The sequence below is a fragment of the Streptomyces sp. NPDC050147 genome (genome assembly GCF_040660195.1).
In the GTDB taxonomy this organism is placed as follows: Bacteria; Actinomycetota; Actinomycetes; order Streptomycetales; family Streptomycetaceae; genus Streptomyces.
This window is the reverse complement of sequence record NZ_JBFALJ010000003.1, coordinates 93,301-113,669: the sequence shown is the minus strand read 5'-3', so window position 1 is coordinate 113,669 and position 20,369 is coordinate 93,301. Positions and strand designations below refer to the sequence as shown.

Here is a 20,369-nt window from a genome sequence, read left to right as displayed (position 1 = left end):
GGTGATCGCTCCCCTGGACCCCGCAGACCCCGCCTTCGCACGCGACCCGTACCCGTACTACGCGCGCCTCCGCGACCAGGGGCCCGCCGTGCGGGTCCCGCTCGCCAACGGGACGCACGCCTGGCTCGTCACCGGATACGAGGCGACGCGGGCCGTCCTCGCCGACCCCCGCTTCTCGAACGTGCCCCCGCAGGGTGCCGGGCGGCCGAAGGGTGACTCCCCCGCGCAGCGCGCCCGCGCCTGCCTGGCCCGGCACATGCTCAACACCGACGCCCCCGACCACACCCGGCTGCGCCGGCTGACCACCGCCGCGTTCGCCCCGCGCCGCGTCGACGCGCTGCGTGCGCGGATCGAGGAGCTGACCGCCGGACTCCTGCGGGAGATGGAGCTACGGCTACGACGGGACGGCAGCGTGGACCTCGTGGACGCCTTCGCCTTCCCGCTGCCCGTCCTCGTGATCGGTGAGGTGCTCGGGGTGCCGGAGGCCGACCGGGCGGATCTGCGGGCCTGGACCTACCGGGTCGGCTCGCCCGCCGACGCGCTGGAGTCCGGCGCGGTGGACGAGGCGTGGACCGGTCTGTACGCCTACTTCACCGAGCTGATCGCCCACAAGCGCCGCGCACCCGGAACCGACCTCTTCAGCGCGCTCACACGGGACGCGACGGACGGCGGGCTCGACGACGCGGAGCTGCTCGCCATGGCGTTCCTTCTCCTGTTCGCGGGTTACGAGACCACGATGAACCTCCTTGCGTCGGCGTCGCTGCTGCTGCTCACCCATCCCGAGGAGCAGGCGGCGGCCCACCGCGATCCCGCGCGCTGGCCCGCCGTCGTGGAGGAGACGCTGCGCCACGCCAGCCCGCTGGAGGGCACCACGTGGCGCCACACGTCCGAGGAGGTGGACCTCGGCGAGGGCGTGGTCATACCCACGGGCGCCTCCGTCCTCACGGTTCTCGCCGCCGCCAACCGCGACCCGCGCCACTTCCCGGACCCGGACGCCTTCCGTCCCAGCCGCTATCTGGCGCAGTCCGGCGATAGGCGCACGGCGCCCCACGCGGCCTTCGGCCACGGACCGCACTTCTGCCTCGGCTCACGGCTCGCCCGCCTGGAGGCGACGATCGCGCTCCCCCGTCTCCTGGCGGCCTTCCCCGGCCTTCGCCTGACGGCCGATCCAGCCCAACTCCCGTACAGGCCGGGCCTCTTGGTCCGCGGCCCGTGCTGTGTCCCCGTCACCACGCCGCCCCTGCCCATCCGGACGACGGTCGGCAACTGAGCAGCAACGCACGACCCCACCGCACCTCCACCCGACGCTGCCCGGGGGCCACGTCCCCGGCACCGCTCCCCCGTCCGGCCACCAGCAGGTGAACAACAGCGCGCCACCCAACGCCCGCAGCACCAACCGCGCCATCACCCGATCGCCGCCCCGGCCCGACCTTTCCAACGCTCAGACCACGTGGCTCACGCGCGGCCTGAGGGTCGACGGGGTGGGAGCCGAGGGCCGGGCCGTCAGCGCGTGAGCAGCAACGCGTCGCCCACCGCGCGCTCCACGCCGTCCGACGGCGAGTTGATCACCTTGCCGTTCACCGTCATCGTGACGGAACCGCCGCCGTCCAGGGCCATGGCCCGCACCGCGCCCAGCGACTTCATCAGTTCCGCTCCTTCGCCCAGGCCGAACCCGTCGCTGTGGCCGGGCTGCCGGCCGTCCGCGCCGACCAGGAGCATGCGTCCCTGCCGGTCGACGCCGATGAGCATGCGCGGGTTGCGCTTGATGCCCCAGGTGTACGCGAAGGAACGGTCGCCGGTGCGCTCGATGCCGTCGGCGGCGTAGTTCACCGCGACCTTGCCGTCACGCACCAGTTCGGGGCCGCCGTTGACGATGTCGTCCTGCGGGCCGAGCTTCAGCTCCCGGCCCCGCTCGTCCACGATCCGCTGCCGCACCTTCACCGCGCTGCCCGGCTTCGCGTGCGTACGCAGCCAGCTGGCGCCGGAGCCGATGCCCGCCAGGACACTGCCGCCTTCCGGCACGGCGCCGCCGCGCGCCCGCACCTCCCGTACGCGCCCGCTCGTGTCGAGCACCGCCTCCACCCCTTCGCCCGCCGGGGTGTCCGCGCCGAGCTCGTCGGTGAACTTCACGATCTCGTCGGGATCGGTGCAGGTCACGTCGTGCTGCGGGCGCTCGGTCGGTGAATCGCCGCCGACACCGCCGCAGTTGCGGATCAGACCCGGCACGCGGTTGATGCCGTCCACCACCGCGGAGGCCGCCCCCGCGCGGACCCGGAGTTCCGTGCTGAGCTTCTTGAACTCCGGGCGCAGGCCGTCGCCGCGCAGCACCGCCGCGATCCGGCCGTTGGTCGCCGCGCTCTGCAACTCCCCGTCGTACGCGGCGATGCCGGCCGCCGCGCCCGGCACGCCGTCCTTGCCCTCCATGACGAAGAAGCCCGCGTTGACACCGAGCAGGGTGCCGTCGCCCGCGGCCATGTCGGGCACCGTCTCGCGGCCGGCCACCCCCTTGCCGTACGTGCCCTTCATCGCGCCGCCGTAGCGCTTCGGGTCGACGATCGCCACTTTGACCCGGGCGACCCCGGTACCGGGCACACCGTCGGCGCCGGTCCACTCGCTCACCGCGTCGAACCCGGCGGCGGCGAGGGCCTTGCGCCGCGTGTCCGCCTCGGTCCGTGCCTCGTACTCCCCCACCCGGACCCGCTCGCCGACCACCCCGTGCCGGTCGGAACCCCGCGGCCACGCGACCTGCTCGACGCGCGGGTCGAACCCGGCGCCGCGCACCCGCTCCGCCAGCGCCTGCGCCTCCCGCTCGGCGGCGAGGTGGGCTCCGTTCACGCGCACCGTCACCGTCCAGTGGTCGGCGCCGGGACGGCCCGCGATGCTCCCCTGGTACAGGTCGACCCCGGCGGCGAGGCGTTCGTGCTGCCAGTCGGCGATCGGCCCGGGAACAACGGCAGTTGGAGCGGTGGCGGCAGCAGTTTCCCCGTACCGGTCGACGACGACACCGGGGGCGAGGAGCCCCACCGCGGCGACGGCGACCACCGACACCTTCGCGGCGGCTCTGAACGGACGGCGTGCGAGGGCCACGGAAACTCCTAGGTCGCGTTGGTACACCGCAGCGAACGCGAGCGCGCGGACGGCGATCGATCCCAGGAGTGAATACCAGAAGTCCGGCCGGAAAACAGGGCCCCGCACGGCATTTGGAGCCCGCGTTCTGTCGCATCGGCCGGTGGAATCAGTCGCCGCGGCGCGCCCGGTGGCGGCGGACCGCGTCGCGGTTGGCGCACCGCTGGGAGCAGTAGCGCTGGCGCCCGGTGCGTGAGGTGTCGGCGAAGACCGTGACGCACTCGGTGACGGCGCACCGCCGCAGCCGGTGCATGCCGCGCCCGGCCAGGTGCAGCGCCGTGCCGACGGAGATGAGCTGGAACAGCAGGGCGCCGAGCGGCTGCCGGTCCTCGCGGTAGTGCAGATGCCAGCCCGAGCCCGCGTGGTCGGTCAGCCGCGGGTGGGCGGCGGACGCCGCCAGCATCCCGTTGAGGAGTCCGGCGCGCTCGTCCTCGTCGGCGGCGTCGACGACCTTCTCCCACGCGTCCAGCGCGTCCCGCGCCCGGTCGAGGTCCTCCGGTCCGACGGGACGCTCGAGGACGAGCCCTGCGGCGCGGCAGCGGTCCGCGAGTTCACCGGCGGTCTCCGGGCGCCGGTTGGCGAGGTCGGCGGCCAGATTCACGACCTGCTCGCCGTAAGGGTTGAGGTGCATAAGACCATTACAGCAGGCTGATCGACATGTCACAACGCACCCGAGACCGCACCGGCATACGCCCGGCGACGCAGGACGACATCGCGGAGCTCGTACGCCTGCGGGCGCTGCTGTTCGAGAACCTCGGCGGCGACTACTTCGACCCGCCATCGCAAGACGCCAGTTGGCAGGACACCCTGGCCGTGGTCCTGAAGGATCGGTTGGCCACGGAGGACGTGCGGATCCTCGCCGTGGACGGCGGCAGGGGCAGCCTGGCCGCCTGCGCCATCGGCTCCGTCGAGCAGCGGCTGCCGGGCCCGCACCTGCGCAATGGCCGCGTAGGGCTGGTGATCGGCGTCGTCACCGACCCGGCACACCGGCGGCGCGGTCACAGCCGCTCGCTCATGGCGGGCCTGCTCGACTGGTTCCGGGAACGTGAGGTGGCCCGCGTCGACCTGTACGCCTCCCACGAAGGCGAGCCGCTCTACCGGGACCTCGGCTTCGTCAACCACCCGGATCCGGCGCTGTACTGGCGCCCATGACGTCCCTCGCCGGGGTGGCGCCCAGTGCGTGGCGATACCGGTGGGTCGTCCTCGGGATCGCCACCTTCACCCAGGCCGCCGCCGGTTTCTTCGTGCAGGGCATCGGGGCGATGGGCGTCCATCTGCAACGCGACCTGCACCTGAACACGGTCCAGTTGGGTCTGCTGGTCTCGGCGGCCCAGTTGGTTCCGCTGGTCGGGCTGCTGGTGGCCGGGGAGTTGCTCGACCGCTACGACGAACGCTGGGTGGTCGGGGCCGGCGCCGGTGTGGTCGCCGCGGGCCTGCTCGTGGGAAGCACGGCGCCGGGCTACGTTTCCCTGCTCCTGGTGCTGCTGCTCGTCGGCGCGGGGTACAGCACCGTGCAGCCCGGCGGCAGCAAATCGGTGGCGTCGTGGTTCGACACGTCCCAGCGGGGCCTGGCCATGGGCATCCGTCAGGCGGGGCTGCCGCTGGGCGCCGCGCTGGCCTCGGCCGCGCTGCCCGTCATCGCCGAGGCCTTCGGCTGGCGGGCGACGCTCGTGGCCGGTGGGCTCGTCGCGCTCCTCGGGGCAGGCGTTTTCGTGGGCTTCTACCGCAGCCCGCCCGTGGCCGCCGCTCCCCGGGGCCGCGGGCCACGTGCCTCGCTCAGGTCGCGGCTCGGCGCACGGCTGCGGATGCTCCGCGAACCGTCCATGGTGCGGATCGTGCTCTGCGGGTCGAGCCTCATCTCGGTGCAGTACGGCGCGGGCGTCCTGACGGTGCTGTATCTGCACGAGACGGCGTCCGTCGCGGCGGGCACCGCGGCTCTTGTCCTGGTGGCCGTCCAGGGTGCGGGCGTCGTCGGCCGTATCGCCCTGGCGGCCTGGAGCGACCGCGGCAGGGCCGGACGGTACGGCGCGCTCGTCCTGTGCATGGCCGCCGTGCTCGCGGCGATGGCCGTGCTGATGACACCGCTGGGGCGCTCCCCCGCGGTCGCCTGCGGCGCGCTCGTCTGGCTCGGCTTCTTCGGTTTCGGCTGGTACGGCCCCTGGGTCGCCTACGTGACCGAATCGGCGCCACCGGAGCGGACGGGTTTCGCCCTCGGCCTCGCCATGTCCGTCAACCAGATCGCCATCGTGGTGATGCCACCGGTCCTCGGCCTGCTCAAGGACCTCACCGGCAGCTTCGTACCGGTCTGGGGGCTCCTCTCGGTGCTGACCGCCGTCGCCCTGGCCGTCTCGTCCCGCGCGCGCCCGGGCAACCGGCCCCGCTCGTGTGGCCGACACGGCGTCTGCGGTCCACCGTGAACCAGTACGAGGTGTCGCCGCGACCACGGCGGGTAGCCGCGCCTTCGCAGCGGAAGCCGCCGTGAGACCGCGCGGAACGAAGTGACGAGGACTGGAGGGAACGCCGTGAGCGATGAGCTGCCCGAGACCCGGGGCGAGGACGAGACACCCGTACCGAGGGATCTGCCCGATCAGCAGGCGTCGGACGAGGAGGACCACTGGGATCTGGACGACGAGTCGGCCACCACGGGCAACGCCCCGGACGCCGACGACGTGCCGGACACGGACGAGGCGGGCACCGGCCGGCGCGGTGCGCCGCACTCGGGTGGCGTGCGCCCGGATCAGCCGGTGCCGGACGAGCCCTCCGGCTGAGCGGCGGTGGCCCGCAGCCGGGCAGGAGTCGTCGCGTTCAGCGGGTCGTCCTCGGCTCGGCGGACCGTTCAGCGGGTCGTCCTCGGCTCGGCGGACACCGCAAGGGTGAACGAGTGTCCTGCCGGGTCGCTGTAGGTCCGGGTGTCCCGGGGGCCGGAGTTGTCCTTGGTGTCCACGGGGCGGGCGCCCAGGCCGATCGCCTCCCGCTCCGCCTCGTCGATGTCGCCGCGGCCCACCAGAATCCTGAGGTGCGACTGCTGGGAGTCCTCCGGCCGGGGCCAGCTCGGCGGCGCGTAGCCGTAGTCACGGTGGATCGCCATGCAGACGCCCTGCCCGTCGGACACCTCGACGTAGTCGGGGTCGGTGCCCATGGCGGCCGTACCTCCGAGCAGCCCCGCGTAGAACTCCGCGAGCTCCTCGGGTTTCGCGCAGTCCAGGACGATGACGGCGGTCTTCTTCACACCCATGGGGTCCCTCTTCGGTCGGCACGGCGTCGGCATGGTTCGGCACAGCGGCGGGCGACCGCTCAGCCGGCCACGCCACGGCTGTCCGAGTGCCCCGCCCCGCCCGCCTCAATCGGCGTGCGTTCCCGTGCTCGGGGCGTCACGGCGCAGGCGACACTGTGGGCATGCGCCTCGTCGACCAGTGCCAGCCCCCGTCCCTCTACGGCCGCCTCCGCATCGAGCGGCGCGACCTCTCGCCCGCCCGCTGGCTGGAGCAACGCCCGCCCCACGACGACGGATTCGGCACGGTCGCCGGTGTCTGCGCGCCCGGCTTCGACGCGTACGCGCGCGTCCTCCACCCGGCCTGGCTCGGCACAAAACCGGTGCGGTGGGACCAAGTGGCCGCCTCGTACGGCCGGACGGTGTCGGCGGGGACGCGCTGGCACGAGCTGATCGGCCTCGGGGACCGCCTCCTCTACCGCAACGACGACACCCCCGCCGTCCCCGGCGTCTGGGACGAGCACCCCGACGAGGGCCCGACCCCCGCCGTCGTCGCCCGCGCCCTGATCTCCGTACTGACCCGCCACACCCGCACCCCTGACCGTTGCTGGTACGGACTGTGGGAGGGGTACGGCCAGTACAACTGGGACGGCTATCCGGTGTTCCGCACGCCGGGCCGCGACGAGATCCTGCTCTCCGGGCCGCTGCACGACGCCGACTCCGTCGCGTCACCCGCGGGCGACCCCGACGAGGGGGTGCCCGAGCTCCCCGACCTTTGGTGGCCCGAGGACCGTGCCTGGTGCGTGGCCGGTGACGTCGATCTGGTGAGCACGTACGTCGGCGGTTCGGCGGCCTGCGTCGCGGCCCTCCTCGCGGCGCCGGGCCTCGAGGCGTACGAGATCACCGAGACGTCGGCCGTCGACTGAGCGGCTGGATGATCTTCGACTGAGAGTCGAACTCCTCTACCACGGTGTCATGTTCGAGGGGCGAGATCACGACGAAAGCTCCTCCGGGGCGGACTGTTGCGACTCCCTGTCATGCGCGCCCCGCGGGGTGACTAGCATGGCGCGATGTGTGGTCCGGAAGATCGCCGTCCTCTTTGGCGTTCCCGCCGGGCCCGCGACCGATGCGTACATCGGTCGGCTCGTTGCTTACCTGCAATCAAGGACCGAGGGACCGCTGAATGCCCGTGCCTGCTCCCCCCAGCCCGCACCGAATAGCGAAGGCGCGTCGGCCCGCGTCGACCCTGCCCGTGGTCGTGCTGGTGGTGACCGCCGTGGCCGGTGCCGTGGCGGGCGTCCTGGCACCGGACACCGCCCGGGTCTGGACGGTGGCTTCGGTCCTGGCCTGCTGGCTGTGTCTTGCGATCGCGCTCGTGACGACGTCCCTGCACGTCAAGCGGGTCCGCGAGGCCGCCGCCGCGGACCACGCCGAGGCCGCGTCCCTCAAGGCACAGTTCGCCCGCCAAGGCGCCGACTCCGCTCACCTGCTGACCGTCACGCTGCCGACCGTCACGAAGCGGCTGCGCGACGGGACGAGCGCGAGCGAGACCCTGGCGCAGACGGCCCCGCCGTCGGACCCGCAACTTCGCCAGATCGTCCACGAGTTCGCTTCCGTGGTGGAGGAGACCGTGCGGCACGCGGCCGAGGTCGACTCGCGGTGTGAGCAGGCCCAGGGGCAACTCGCCGAGGCAGCGGCGGAGTTGGACGAGCTGACGGCGGTGACGCTGCCCACCGCGATCGAGCGGCTGCGCGAGGGCGCCTCCGCCGACACGGTCCTCGCCGGCCTCGACTGGCCACGCAACCCCCTGCTGCGTGTTCCCGCCGAATCGTTCGTCCGTGAGCTCGCCTACAGCGAGCGGCGCGCCGCGGCCGCGCAGGCCGCCTCCGCCAAGGCGCTGAGCCGGGTGCAGGCCAAGTCCGTGAGCATGCTCGCCGACCTGCGGGACATGCAGGAGCGGCACGGCGTCGAGGTCTTCGGTGATCTGCTGCGCCTGGACCACAGCACTTCCCAGCTCGGGCTCATGACGGACCGTCTCGCCCTGCTGATGGGCGGCCGCTCCAGCCGCGCGTGGAACAAGCCGATCGTGATGGAGAGCATCCTGCGGGGTGCGGTGGGCCGGATCTCCGCGTACCAGCGGGTGCGGCTGCACTGCTCGACGACCGTGGCCATCGCCGGGTTCGCCGCGGAGGGCGTCATGCACGTCCTGGCCGAACTCATGGACAACGCGGCGAACTTCTCCCCGCCCATCGACGAGGTGCACGTCTACGTGGAGGAGCGCAGCGCCGGGATCGTCGTGACGATCGAGGACAGCGGCCTGAAGATGGCCGACGCGGCGATGCGCCGTGCGGAGGAGTCGGTCTCCGGCCACGTCACGGACCTGGCCTCGCTGCAGGGCACCCGCCTCGGTCTCGCGGTGGTCGGGCGTCTGGCCGCCAAGTACGGCATGAGCGTCAACTTCCGTCCGTCCTCCCGCGGCGGCACGGGCGTCGTGGTGCTCCTGCCCCCGCAGCTCCTGGCCCAGCAGCGCGACCCCGCTCCCCAGCAGATCGCCCCCCGCGCTCCCGAACCGACCTCCGCGCAGCTCCCGGCAGCTCCCGCACCGGCCGCCGCGGAGATCCCCGCCGCCCCCGCGCAGCCCGCGGGTGGCGCGGAGGCACAGCCCCGGCCGCAGCACGCCCGTCCCGCGGCCGCCACGACCAACGGACTGCCCGTGCGCGCCCCCGGGCGCACCATGGCCGAGGCGGAGCGTGAGCGCGAGCAGCGCAGGGCGGCGTCCGACGCCGCGACCGGCGCCGGGCCGCTCTCCGGTGACGCGGGGCTGCCGCCGCGTGACGCCGGTTCCCGTTTCGGTGCCTTCCACCGCGGGCGGCAGGCGGCGGGCGACGTGCCCGGCTCCCCCGCGGCACCCGAATCCCCCGAGGGTTCCGGGCCGCCGCCCGCCGAGTAGACCGAAGCCACCCGCACGGCGCCCGGGCTCTGGCGCCCCCCTTCCCCGCTCGAAATCGTGAGATTGGAGGGACGGGCAGGTGACCGGACGACCCGCGCATCTCGCCCCGCCTACCATGCAGACCACTGACAACAGCCTGACCTGGCTCCTGCAGAGCCTCCTGAAGCGCACCCCCGGAACACGGCACGCCCTGGTGCTCTCCCGGGACGGCCTGAAGCTGTGCTGGAGCGAGCATCTGACGCTCGACCAGGCTGACCAGCTGGCGGCGATCTGCTCCGGAATCCAGGCGCTCGCCCAGGGCGCCTCCATGGAGTTCGGCGACGGGACCGGCGGCGTCCGGCACTCCATGACCGAGTTCCACGGCGGACTGCTCTTCATCGTCGAAGCGGGCCAGGGAGCGCATCTGGCGGTCGTGGCGGAGGAGAACGCCGATCCGGGAGTGGTGGGCCATCAGATGACCGAACTGGTCGAGCAGATCGGTGAGCACCTGCGCGCCGAGCCGCGCGCCCAGACCGAAGGCAGCGGCTCCTCGTGACGCCGCGCAGGCCCGTGGACATCGGTGATCCGGACCGGCTCTACACGGTCACCGGCGGTCGCAGCCGCGCCGACGACGACTCGTTCGACCTGGTCACACTGGTGGTGAGCGAGTGCGAGCCCACTGCCGGGATGCAGTCGGAGCACGTACGCATCCTCGAACTGTGCCGGCATCCGACGGCCGTGGTGGAGATCGCCGCGGAGATGAAACTGCCGATCACGGTGGTGCGGATCCTGCTCGGTGACCTGCTCGCGATGGGCAGGATCACCGCCCGCCATCCCCGCGCGGCCGGCTCGGCCGCTTCGATCCCCGATTCCGCCCTTCTCAAGGAGGTGCTCCATGGGCTCCGCAACATCTGAGCTGCCCTCCCGTACGCCCCTGTCCGACACGGCCGAAACCGGCCTGAAGATCGTCGTCGTGGGCGGCTTCGGGGTCGGCAAGACCACGCTGGTCCGGTCGGTCAGCGAGATCCGTCCGCTGAACACCGAGGAAGTGATGACGCAGGCCGGTGTCGGCGTCGACGAGACGGCCGACGTGGCCGCCAAGACCACGACGACGGTGGCGTTCGACTTCGGCCGGATCAGCCTCAACGAGCGTGTGGTGCTCTATCTGTTCGGAGCCCCCGGGCAGGAGCGCTTCTGGTTCCTGTGGGACCGGCTCTTCTCCGGCACGCTCGGCGCGGTCGTCCTGGTCGACACGCGGCGGATGGACGAGTCCTGGTACGCCATCGACCGTCTCGAACACCACAAGACGCCGTTCGTGGTGGCCGTCAACCGGTTCGACGACGACACCTCCACCCATTCGCTGGAGGAGATCCGCCAGGCCCTCGCGCTGCCGGACCATGTGCCGCTGATCGACTGCGACGCACGGGTGAGGTCGTCGGGCAAGGACGTCCTGATCACCCTCGTGGACCACCTCTACGCACTGGCCATGGCCCAGGAGATGACACCGTGACCGAGCCGACCGGATCCCCTTACGAGCAGAGCCCGCCGCCCGGGTGCCCGGCCCACGCGGGGACGGGCGCGGTGCGCCTGGGCGGTCTGGAGTACCAGCAGACGCCTTCGCAGCTCTACCGCGCCCTGCGCAGGGAGCACGGGGCGGTGGCGCCGGTGCTCCTCGACGGTGACGTGCCCGCGTGGCTGGTGCTCGGCTACTCCGAGGTCAGTTATGTGACCGGCCACGACGAGCTGTTCGCCCGCGACTCACGGCGCTGGAACCAGTGGGAGCACATCCCCGCCGACTGGCCACTGCTGCCGTTCGTCGGCTACCAGCCCTCGGTCCTGTTCACCGAGGGCGAGGAGCACCGGCGGCGGGCCGGGGTCATCACGGAGGCCCTCGAAGGGGTCGACCAGTTCGAACTGGCCCGGGACAGCGCCCGGATCGCCGACCGCCTCATCGCCGAGTTCGCCGGCAGCGGCCAGGCCGAGCTGATGGACGCGTACGCGCACGCGCTGCCCATGATCGCCGCGGTGCAGATGTGCGGCATGCCGGACGCGAGCACGGACACGCAGCAGCTCGTGGACGACCTGCGGATCTCGCTCGACGCGCACGAGGGCGACGACCCCGTGGCGGCCTACACCCGCGTCGCGGAGCGCATCCAGCTCCTGGTCAAGGAGAAGCGGGAGAAGCCCGGCGCGGACGTCACGTCGCGGATGCTGCAGCATGCGGCGGGCCTCACCGACGAGGAGATCGTCCAGGACCTGATCTCCATCATCGCGGCGGCGCAGCAGCCGACGGCCAACTGGATCTGCAACACGCTGCGGTTGATGCTGACCGACGAGCGGTTCGCCCTGAACGTGTCCGGCGGTCGCCTCAGCGTGGGCGAGGCGCTCAACGAGGTGTTGTGGCTGGACACGCCGACCCAGAACTTCATCGGCCGCTGGGCGGTGCGCGACACCCAGCTCGGCGGGCGGCAGATCCGGGCGGGCGACTGTCTGGTGCTCGGCCTCGCCGCGGCCAACACCGACCCGCAGATCTGGCCCGAGTCGCATGTCGGCCCGGAGAACTCCGCGCATCTGTCCTTCAGCCACGGCGAGCACCGCTGCCCCTACCCCGCACCGCTGCTCGCCGACGTCATCGCGAGGACCGCGGTCGAGACGCTCCTGGAGCGGCTGCCCGACCTCGTCCTCGCGGTGGAGCCGCACGAGCTGACCTGGCGGCCGTCCATCTGGATGCGCGGTCTGACGTCGCTTCCGGTGCAGTTCACGCCTGTGGCGCACTGACTCGGTGCCGGGGCGCCGCCGTCGGGGGCGCCCCGGCCGGGTCAGGCGGTGACGGGCGTGAAGACCACCGGGAGCGACTGCGGCCCGCGGGTGAACACCCCCTGCTCGACGGGGTCGAAGCCTTCGGCGAGCCGCATGTCCGGCATCGCGTCCAGGAGTTGGTCGACGCCGATCTCCACCTCGGCCTTGGCAAGGAGTGCGCCCACGCAGAAGTGCCGGCCGAGGGCGAAGGAGAGGTGGTCGGCGGCGGCGGAGAACGCGGTCGTCGCGGTGAGGTCGTCACGGAAGATGTCGAAACGGTCCGGCTCGCGGTAGCGCTGCTCGTCACGGTTGGCCGAGCCGATCAGGCAGGTGACGGTGGCGCCGGCGGGGATGATTCCCCCGGTGACCTCCACGTCGGTCGCCGACTGCCGCATGATCATGTGGACGGGCGGCGTGTGGCGCAGGGTCTCGGCGAAGGCGCGGGCGATCAGCGTGCGGTCCTGCCGGACGGCTTCGAGCTGCTCGGGGTGGGCCAGGAGGTTGGCGAAGATGCTGGCGATGGCCTTGTCGGTGGTCTCGCCGCCCGCCGCGAGCAGCAGACTGCAGAAGGCCTTGATGTCCTCGTCGCTCATGCGTACGCCGTCCACCTCGGCGGCGCACAGCGTGGAGAGCAGGTCGTCGCCGAGGTTGTCGCGGCGCTCCCGGATGATCGGGATCATGTACTCGGCGAACTCCACCCGGGTGCGTTCACCGGCCGCCGCGACCTCGGGGTCGCCCGCCAGGTTGCCGAGGAAGGCGATGACGGTGGTGTACCAGCCGTGGAAACGCGCGTGGTCGGACTTGTCCAGGCCGAGCATGTCGGCGATCACGTTGACGGGGAAGCGGGTGGCGTAGCCCTTGACCAGGTCGACGCTGCCGGTGTGCCGGAAGGTGTCGATGAGTTCGCGGGAGTTGCGTTCTATGACGGGCAGGAATTTCTGCTGCAGGTCGCTGCCGCGGAACGCCGGTGCGACGAGCGCGCGCCGCACGGCGTGTTCCCGGCCGCTGAGCTGGAGGATCGTCTTGCCGTGGACGGGCTCGATCTGCCAGTCGTAGTTGTCGGTGGTGAACTGCGAGGCCTTGTCCTTGAACACGCGCTCGACGTCCGCGTACCGCGAGATGATCCAGCTCTGCGTCGCCTCGTGCCAGAACAGCGGCGCGCTCTCCCGCATCACTCGGTAGGCCGGGTACGGGTTCTCGGCGAACTCGGGCGAGAGGATGTCGGGGACCTGCTGCGCGGTGGACATATGACTCCTAGGTCAGAAAAGGCGACGCGCACCAGGCTATTGATCACCTACGGAGCCAACCAGCCCCTCCCAGTCGATCGTTGAGCAGTACACTAATGTTGGCCGAAAATCGCCCCTCGCCCTCCGGATGGAAACCGACGGGCGAGGGGAGCTCGGACGGGGTCGCCGGGACCGTCAGCAGCTGAGCTTGTCGCCCGGGGTGACACCGAGGATGCCGGTGAACCGCGTGTAGTTGTCGATCCGGCTCTGCACTTGCCCGGGGTTCTTCCCGTCGCACTCCAGGCTGCCGTTGATGCTGCGGATCGTCTCGCCGAAGCCCGCGCTGTTGATCATGGCGTTGTGCGGCGTCATGGCGCCCGGGCCGTTCTGCGTGTTCCAGTACCAGAGGCCGCTCTTCCACGCCACGGCCGGATCGTTCTGCACGAGGTCGGGGTTGTTCAGGAGGTCGATCTTCAGGGCGTCGCCCGCCGCCTTGTAGTTGAAGTTCCAGCTGAGCTGGATCGGGCCGCGGCCGTAGTACTTGTCGTTGCCCGCCGGGCAGCCGTAGGGCTGCGAACGGTCGCAGTAGTGCGGGTAGTTCGCGGTGTTCTGCTCGACGACGTGGACCAGGCCGCCCGTCTCGTGACTGACGTTCGCCAGGAAGGCGGCGGCCTCCTGCTTGCGTACGGTGTCGCTGCCGGTCCCGGTGAATTCGGGATAGGCGCTGAGCGCCTGGGTGAGCCCGCTGTAGGTGTAGAAGGAGTTCCGGTTCGGGAACATCTGGTTGAACTGGGCTTCGCTGACGGGGAATCCAGCCGCCGCCCGCTCCCCCGGCCCCGTCTTCTCGGCGGAGGCGTTGGGTGCGAGGGTCAGCAGGGCGAGAGCGGCGGCGGACGCGGTCGCGGTCAGTGCGGCGAGGAGACGAGGACGCATGGGGGAATCACTCCTTGGCGGGCCGGCGCATGCGCGTGGACGGCCGCCCGTCACGTGGTGGGGGGAGGGATGGGGGTGGGCCCGCCTCTTGAGCGCCGTGAGGGGCGAGAGGCGCGAAAAGACGCGGAGAGACGACAGACAGACGCTGGCGGACACGGAGAAGCACGACAGGATCCACCGGCGATCGCACCGGCGCACCGGGAGCTGCAGCTATCCGGAATCGCCCCCGCCGTTGGACTAGACCATATCGAGTGACACGTCCACGTCAATACCCATGGGCGCCGCCACAGTAGGCCCGCGGGCGAGAGCGGAGATCACCGGGCGCGTTCCGGTACGTCCGCCGCGAGCCTGCGCCGACGTACACTGAAGCAGTGTCGGGCTGGTCCCTGCTCCGCCCGACCATCTGTGTTCAGCCCTCCACGACCCGGATCCGGTCCTCAGCGACCGGTCGTGCGGCGCACAGGTAGCGTTCCTCGGCCGTCCTGGCCCTTCGGCCCGCACGCAGATATCCCCCTGTGGGGCCCCGCTCGCCTTACGCGCATCACCGCGGATTCCGGCTCGCCGTCGCCCTCGCCCCTCAGGCCGGGCGTACGCGGTGCGCCGTGAGCCGCCCTTCGAGGGGACTTTTGTGAAGCTCAGCGCACTGCTCGACGGCCACGACCACCACGTCCTGCACGGTGACCCGGACGTCCCGGTCACCGCCACAATCACCTTCGACGCCGGACAGGTGACGTTCGGATCGCTGTACGTCGCCGTACCCGGCCATGAGGAGGGCGGGCCCGGGGGCATCAGCCGGGCTCTGGAACGAGGGGCGGTGGCGGTTCTCACCGAGGACGGTGCGCTGCCGGGCAGCGGGGCCGACCTCGGCGAGGTGTGCGTGGTGCGGGTGGCCGACGCACGGGCGGCCGCCTCGCTCGTCGCCTCCCGGTACTACGGCGATCCCGGCCGCGCGATGGACGTCGTGGCCGTCACGGGGACGAACGGCAAGACCTCCGTCTCGTACATGGTCGAGTCGGCGCTCCGGCTGGCCGTGGGCGCGAAGGTCGGCGTGATCGGCACCTCGGGCAGCCGGATCGGCACGGAGCGGATCCCCATGCCGCGGTCGGTCCTGAGCACCCCCGAGTCACCGGACCTGCACTACCTCCTCGGCCGCATGCGCGACCGGGACACGAGCAGCGTGGTGCTCGAGGCCACGTCCATGGGGCTGCTGCAGCGGCGCCTGGACCACGTGCCGGTCGACATCGGCGTCTTCACCAATCTCACCCAGGACCACCTGGACGACCACGGGACCATGGAGCACTACAAGAACGCCAAGCTCGGCCTCTTCGCGGGGCTGTGCGAGCGTGCGGTGGTCAACGCCGACGACCCCGTCAGCGCCGAGATCATGAACCTGATGCCGGGCGCGGTGACCACGTACGGAGTGGACTCGCCGAAGGCCGACTACCGGGCGAGCGACCTGGTGGTGGACGCGGTGGGCACACGCTTCACGCTCCACCACGACGGCCGCAAGTACCCTGCCGCGATCCCGATACCGGGCCGCTTCTCAGTGTCCAACGCGCTGGCCACCCTCGCCACGTGCCACTTGCTGGGGCACGAACTGCCCGCTCTGGTCGAGGCGTTGGACCGGATGCCGCCCACTCCGGGCCGGCTCGAGCGCTTCACCACCGCGCGAGGCGTCTGCGTGATCGTCGACTACGCGCACTCGCCGGACTCGCTGGAGAAGGTCCTCGCCACGATCCGCGGCTTCGCGACCGGGGCGGTGACCACCGTCTTCGGCTGCGGCGGCGACCGTGACGTCACCAAGCGGCCCCTGATGGGCCAGATCGCGGGCCACCACTCCGACCTGTGCGTCCTCACCTCGGACAACCCGCGCGGCGAAGACCCCGAGGCCATCCTGGACCAGATCGTTCCCGGCCTGAAGTCCACCGGGACGCCCTTTCACCGGGTGGCCGACCGCCGCGCCGCGATCTCGCGCGCGCTGTCCGCCTCACGGCGGGGCGACATCGTGCTCGTCGCGGGCAAGGGCAGTGAGCCGCACCAGATCGTCGGCGAACACCTCATCCCCTTCGACGACATGACGGTGGTCCGCGAACTCGACGCCCTGTAGGGGCGTTCGCGCGGGTGGGTGTGCGATTCATCCACCACACCGGCGCGCGCGGTGCGAATCAGGCACTGGTGCGGTGAGGTTCATGGCGCATACGGTCCCTGCATTTCCGCCCCAGCACCTCGTACGTCGTGGTGTCGTCACCCAGGGAGCCTTCTGTGCCCAAGGAGCCATCTCCGTCCGTCACCGAGGTCGAGACGCACGGAGTCGAACGCATCCCGGACGCGGACCGCACGGCGGGGCCGCTCGATCTGTTCCGGCTCGCGTTCGGCGGCGCCAACACCTTCGCCACCTGCGTGCTCGGGGCGTTCCCGATCCTGTTCGGGCTCTCCTTCTGGCAGGGGCTCGCGGCGATGCTCATCGGGCTGCTCATCGGTGCGCTGCTGCTGGCCCCGATGGCGGTGTTCGGGCCACGCAACGGCACCAACAACGCCGTCTCGTCGTCGGCGCATCTGGGCGTGCACGGCAGGATCGTCGGTTCCTTCCTCTCCCTGCTGACCGCCGTCGCGTTCTTCTCCCTGTCGGTGTGGAGCTCGGGCGACGCCCTCATCGGCGGGGCGCACCGGCTGCTCGGGGTGCCGGAGAGCGACGTGGCCTACGGCTGTGCGTACGCCGTCTTCGCCGCTCTCGTCCTCGCCGTGTGCGTCTACGGCTTCCGCTTCATGCTGCTCGTCAACAAGGTCGCGGTCGTGGCGGCGACCCTGCTGTTCGTCCTCGGCCTCGTCGCCTTCGCCGGGGACTTCGACCCGTCGTACGCCGGGATCTTCACGCCGGACGCCGACCAGGCGACCCAGGACCTGTTCTGGCCGTCCTTCATCGGCGCCGCGCTGATCGTGCTCTCCAACCCGGTCTCCTTCGGCGCCTTCCTGGGCGACTGGGCGCGCTACATCCCGGCCGCCACGCCTCGCCGCAAGGTGATGGGAGCGGCCTTCCTCTCGCAGGTGGCCACGGTGCTGCCGTTCGGCTTCGGCCTGGCGACCGCGGCGATCATCGCCGAGCAGGCGCCCGAGTACATGGACCCGGCCGCCCCCAACTTCGTCGGCGGTCTCCTCGCGATCGCGCCCGGCTGGTACTTCCTGCCGGTCTGCCTGATCGCGCTGATCGGCGGCATGTCGACCGGGACCACCGCGCTGTACGGCACCGGTCTGGACTTCTCCTCGGTCTTCCCGCGGCTCGGCCGTGTCCAGGCCACCGTCCTGATCGGCGTCCTGTCCATCACGTTCATCTTCGTGGGCCGGTTCGGCTTCAACCTGGTCCAGGCGATCTCCACCTTCGCCACGATGATCATCACCTGCACCGTGCCGTGGATGATCGTCATGATGCTCGGCTATGTCACCCGGCGCGGCTGGTACGACCCCGAGGCGCTGCAGGTCTTCACGCGCCGGCAGCACGGCGGCCGCTACTGGTTCGCGCGCGGCTGGAACTGGCGTGGCATGACGGGCTGGTGGACCGGCGCGGTGACCGGCGTGCTGTTCACCAACATCCCCGGACAGTTCGTCGGGCCTCTTGGCGACCTCGCGAACGGCGCCGACATCAGCCTCCCGCTGGGCGCGGCTGTGGCGGCGATCGTCTACCTCGCCCTGCTCGCGGCGTTCCCGGAGCCACGCGGGGTGTACGGGCCCGATGGCCCGCGCTGGGTGCGCGCGGCCGACACGCCCGTCGCCCCGATCACCGGGCCGCCGGGCGCCGCCTTCGAGGAGCCCGCTTCGCGGTCAACGAGCGCTCTCTAGCTCCCGCTTGAGGTTCTTCAGCGTCCTGTCGATGTTGCCGACCTGGAAGACCGCGAAGGTGCGCCCGCCCGTGGCGAGACGGTCGAAGACGTTGGTCACGAAGGCGGGCCAGGAACGCCTGTCGTCCGTCCAGGTCTCGGTCACCAGGGTGTCGCCGCCGCGGTCCTCGAAGCGGTACTCCCAGGTGGCGATGGGGGCACGCAGGCGGGGGCGCTTCAGTCCGATCGCGTGCACGCGGAAGGCGAAGCGCCGCCCCGGCTCCGCCTTGGTCACCGTGCAGCGGGTGGTCCAACGGAACGGGCCGCGCTTGTTGTGCCCCTCGAAGACCAGGCCGACGGCGGCGGGCACTTCGCCTCCGGGCACGGTCGCCCCGAGGTTCTCGGGGCTCCAGCGCCCCATCAGAGCGGGTTGGCTGACCTGCCCGTACACCACCTGCGGTGACGCCTCGACCAGGATGCTTCGTGCCACTGTGAACGTGCGGGTCATGACAACTCCGTTCCTCGACCCGCGACCTTACTCACCAGTAGCTTGAATGTCAGCCCCTGAGAGGCGTGATACCGGGCTCACACGAGCCCGGTGACCGTGACGCTGATCCCGGTCGCGGCCGGCTCCCCGGTCACCCGCTCCACGGCCTTCGCCGCTGCCGAGCGCACCTCTCGTGTCACGTCCAGGGTCCGCCGCCCCCGGTGAAGCACGACGTACACCTCCACACTCCAGCCCCGACCACTCTTCTCCCGCCGCACCTGCACGCCGGCGGAGCCCGCCGGGGTGCTCGGAAGCCCTCGCCTCAGCACGGCCGACGACCTCAGGAGATCCACGAGTCCCGGCCGCAGGAAGGCCACCCCCGGGGTGTCGAGGACCGCCTCTATGACGGCATCCGCCAGGACGCGCGAAACGTCTCGATCACTCACCGCTGCCGCCCTTCCACGCTGTCGTCGCTCTCGTCGCTCTCGTCGTCGATGAGATCGCTGATCGTCACGTCGACGACCGCGGTCCGCATGCCCAGCTCGTCGTCCACCGCTCGCAGGATCCGGCTACGCACCCGATCCGCGACCTCCGGCAGGTTCCACGTGAGCGGGGCCTGCACCTCGACGCGGATCCTGACCGGGCCGCGCGCGAGGCGGCCCGCGGACGCGGGGGGCGCGGGGGACGCGGGCTCGTCCAGCGGGCCGATGCGGCAGCTTCCCGCGCGCACCCCCGGCAGCGACTCGGCCGCGGCCCGGACCGTCCTGGCCGCGGCGGCCTCCACGATCCACGCGTCCTCGTCCTCGTCACCGAGCGGCAGCGTCCGGCCCGGCCGCAGTTCCAGACGCACCACGTCCATGACACGGCCGGTGAGCGCGGAGGCGTCCGGCTCCCGCGGTGTCGTGTCTCGCGCCTCGGTGACGATCCCCTCCAGGTGCCGCAGCGCGTCCAACGCCTGCGCGCAGTGCGGGCAGGCGTCGGCGTGAGGGTCGGGCACGCCCGCCTCCCGCTGTTCCCATACGTCACTCAACTCGCGCCCGCAGGGCAGTAGTTCGTCCTCGTTCATCGCCATGCGGCCATCGCCTCCGTCAGATAGCGCCGCGCCCGGAAAACACGGCCGCGGACCGCCTCCGTACTGATTCCGACTGTCTCGGCGATGGACTCGTAGGACGCGCCGTCCAGCTCCCGCAGCACCCAGCACACCCGCTGCTCCGCCGAGAGGCCCTCCATCGCCCGCGCCAGATCCGCCACGGCGGCGTGCCCCTCGGCCACCCGTGCGGGCGAGACCTCGTGCTCCGGAGCGGCCGGCTCGGGCAGGCCGTCGAGCGCCACGACCGGTCGCCGCGACCGCAGCACGTTCAGACAGCGGTTGGTGACGATGCGGTAGATCCACGTGCCGAACTGCGCGTCCCTGCGGAACTCCGGCAGCTTGCGCCAGGCGCTGACGAAGGACTCCTGCACGGCGTCCTCCGCCTCCGGGCGGCTGCCGAGCAGGCGCGTGGCCAGGCGCAGCGCCATGGGCGCGTGGCGGTGCACGAGAGCCTCGAAGGCCTGCTCGTCGCCTTCCGCCGCCCGCACCGCGAGCAGTCCGTCGTCCCGTCTCGCGCACGCGTCCGCCTCGTCGGCTGCTGCGCCCCGGTCGCCCGGCACACGCGGCTCCTCTCACTTCGGTCGTGCTCGTACGACACACCAAGGGCCCGCCGCGTTACGCGGCCCAGGAACGCTACATCCCGGGCGAGGAAATTCCCGCGAGGCGCGTAACAGACGCGGGGTACTCGGGTCGGAGCAGGAGAAGAGCCCGACGATCCAGATGACCCCGATGCACCCGATGACCCCCGACGACCCC

21 protein-coding genes are annotated in these 20,369 nt (G+C 71.7%); 12 read left to right on the top strand and 9 right to left on the bottom strand.

What is annotated here, in order from left to right; genetic code table 11:
- The first annotated feature begins 1 nt into the window (after position 1).
- A complete protein-coding gene (locus tag AB0I94_RS07090) occupies positions 2-1,270 on the top strand; it encodes a cytochrome P450 (protein ID WP_363308419.1) in 1,269 nt (422 codons plus the stop codon).
- Between the two features lie 233 nt (positions 1,271-1,503).
- On the opposite strand, the gene AB0I94_RS07085 is transcribed toward AB0I94_RS07090, so the two are convergent.
- Together AB0I94_RS07085 and AB0I94_RS07080 are read right to left on the bottom strand one after the other, a co-directional pair.
- Positions 1,504-3,087, bottom strand: coding sequence for a phosphodiester glycosidase family protein (locus AB0I94_RS07085; RefSeq protein WP_363308418.1), 1,584 nt, complete (start codon positions 3,085-3,087; stop codon positions 1,504-1,506).
- Positions 3,088-3,235: 148 nt separating this feature from the next.
- Complete coding sequence (locus AB0I94_RS07080) at positions 3,236-3,757, bottom strand: CGNR zinc finger domain-containing protein (RefSeq protein WP_363308417.1); 522 nt, start codon at positions 3,755-3,757, stop codon at positions 3,236-3,238.
- 26 nt (positions 3,758-3,783) lie between these two features.
- On the opposite strand from AB0I94_RS07080, the gene AB0I94_RS07075 reads away from it, so the two are divergent.
- From AB0I94_RS07075 to AB0I94_RS07065, 3 genes are all read left to right on the top strand, one after another.
- A complete protein-coding gene (locus AB0I94_RS07075) occupies positions 3,784-4,278 on the top strand; it encodes a GNAT family N-acetyltransferase (protein WP_363308416.1) in 495 nt (164 codons plus the stop codon).
- Complete coding sequence (locus AB0I94_RS07070) at positions 4,275-5,543, top strand: MFS transporter (RefSeq protein WP_363308415.1); 1,269 nt, start codon at positions 4,275-4,277, stop codon at positions 5,541-5,543. Before AB0I94_RS07075 ends, AB0I94_RS07070 begins: the two co-directional genes overlap by 4 nt.
- 105 nt (positions 5,544-5,648) lie before the next feature.
- Positions 5,649-5,894 (top strand): hypothetical protein, encoded by a 246-nt coding sequence (locus tag AB0I94_RS07065; RefSeq protein ID WP_363308414.1) that lies wholly within the window; start codon positions 5,649-5,651, stop codon positions 5,892-5,894.
- Positions 5,895-5,962: 68 nt separating this feature from the next.
- On the opposite strand, the gene AB0I94_RS07060 is transcribed toward AB0I94_RS07065, so the two are convergent.
- On the bottom strand, positions 5,963-6,361 hold the full coding sequence (locus AB0I94_RS07060) for a VOC family protein (protein WP_363308413.1): 399 nt from the start codon (positions 6,359-6,361) through the stop codon (positions 5,963-5,965).
- Positions 6,362-6,522: 161 nt separating this feature from the next.
- Here AB0I94_RS07060 and AB0I94_RS07055 point away from each other — a divergent pair, with 161 nt between their 5' ends.
- The 6 genes from AB0I94_RS07055 to AB0I94_RS07030 all read left to right on the top strand — a co-directional run bounded on the left by AB0I94_RS07055 (position 6,523) and on the right by AB0I94_RS07030 (position 12,044).
- Positions 6,523-7,263, top strand: coding sequence for a hypothetical protein (locus tag AB0I94_RS07055; RefSeq protein ID WP_363308412.1), 741 nt, complete (start codon positions 6,523-6,525; stop codon positions 7,261-7,263).
- 257 nt (positions 7,264-7,520) lie between these two features.
- Entirely contained in the window at positions 7,521-9,287 is a 1,767-nt protein-coding gene (locus tag AB0I94_RS07050) for an ATP-binding protein (protein WP_363308411.1), read from the top strand.
- A gap of 115 nt (positions 9,288-9,402) precedes the next feature.
- Positions 9,403-9,822 (top strand): roadblock/LC7 domain-containing protein, encoded by a 420-nt coding sequence (locus tag AB0I94_RS07045; RefSeq protein ID WP_363206274.1) that lies wholly within the window; start codon positions 9,403-9,405, stop codon positions 9,820-9,822.
- A complete protein-coding gene (locus AB0I94_RS07040) occupies positions 9,819-10,181 on the top strand; it encodes a DUF742 domain-containing protein (RefSeq protein WP_361840052.1) in 363 nt (120 codons plus the stop codon). Before AB0I94_RS07045 ends, AB0I94_RS07040 begins: the two co-directional genes overlap by 4 nt.
- Positions 10,162-10,776: an ATP/GTP-binding protein gene (locus AB0I94_RS07035; protein ID WP_363308410.1), complete on the top strand. Its 615-nt coding sequence runs from the start codon at positions 10,162-10,164 to the stop codon at positions 10,774-10,776. Before AB0I94_RS07040 ends, AB0I94_RS07035 begins: the two co-directional genes overlap by 20 nt.
- A complete protein-coding gene (locus AB0I94_RS07030; RefSeq protein WP_363308409.1) occupies positions 10,773-12,044 on the top strand; it encodes a cytochrome P450 in 1,272 nt (423 codons plus the stop codon). The genes AB0I94_RS07035 and AB0I94_RS07030 overlap by 4 nt, the downstream gene beginning before the upstream one ends.
- A gap of 41 nt (positions 12,045-12,085) precedes the next feature.
- Here AB0I94_RS07030 and AB0I94_RS07025 read toward each other — a convergent pair whose 3' ends face one another.
- On the bottom strand, positions 12,086-13,312 hold the full coding sequence (locus tag AB0I94_RS07025; RefSeq protein ID WP_363308408.1) for a cytochrome P450: 1,227 nt from the start codon (positions 13,310-13,312) through the stop codon (positions 12,086-12,088).
- Between the two features lie 174 nt (positions 13,313-13,486).
- The gene (locus AB0I94_RS07020) at positions 13,487-14,224 is read right to left on the bottom strand and encodes a chitinase (protein ID WP_363308407.1); all 738 of its coding nucleotides are present in this window, start codon (positions 14,222-14,224) and stop codon (positions 13,487-13,489) included.
- 628 nt (positions 14,225-14,852) lie between these two features.
- Here AB0I94_RS07020 and AB0I94_RS07015 point away from each other — a divergent pair.
- A complete protein-coding gene (locus AB0I94_RS07015) occupies positions 14,853-16,331 on the top strand; it encodes a UDP-N-acetylmuramoyl-L-alanyl-D-glutamate--2,6-diaminopimelate ligase (protein WP_363308406.1) in 1,479 nt (492 codons plus the stop codon).
- 155 nt (positions 16,332-16,486) lie between these two features.
- On the top strand, positions 16,487-18,058 hold the full coding sequence (locus AB0I94_RS07010; protein WP_363308405.1) for a cytosine permease: 1,572 nt from the start codon (positions 16,487-16,489) through the stop codon (positions 18,056-18,058).
- Here AB0I94_RS07010 and AB0I94_RS07005 read toward each other — a convergent pair.
- The 4 genes from AB0I94_RS07005 to AB0I94_RS06990 all read right to left on the bottom strand — a co-directional run bounded on the left by AB0I94_RS07005 (position 18,041) and on the right by AB0I94_RS06990 (position 20,173).
- Complete coding sequence (locus AB0I94_RS07005; RefSeq protein WP_363308404.1) at positions 18,041-18,544, bottom strand: SRPBCC family protein; 504 nt, start codon at positions 18,542-18,544, stop codon at positions 18,041-18,043. The genes AB0I94_RS07010 and AB0I94_RS07005 overlap by 18 nt on opposite strands.
- A gap of 77 nt (positions 18,545-18,621) precedes the next feature.
- On the bottom strand, positions 18,622-18,969 hold the full coding sequence (locus AB0I94_RS07000) for an Asp23/Gls24 family envelope stress response protein (RefSeq protein WP_363308403.1): 348 nt from the start codon (positions 18,967-18,969) through the stop codon (positions 18,622-18,624).
- Positions 18,966-19,595, bottom strand: a complete 630-nt coding sequence (locus AB0I94_RS06995; protein ID WP_363308402.1) for an Asp23/Gls24 family envelope stress response protein — start codon at positions 19,593-19,595, stop codon at positions 18,966-18,968. The genes AB0I94_RS07000 and AB0I94_RS06995 overlap by 4 nt, the downstream gene beginning before the upstream one ends.
- Positions 19,586-20,173, bottom strand: a complete 588-nt coding sequence (locus AB0I94_RS06990; protein WP_363308401.1) for a sigma-70 family RNA polymerase sigma factor — start codon at positions 20,171-20,173, stop codon at positions 19,586-19,588. Before AB0I94_RS06990 ends, AB0I94_RS06995 begins: the two co-directional genes overlap by 10 nt.
- Positions 20,174-20,369: the final 196 nt, after the last annotated feature.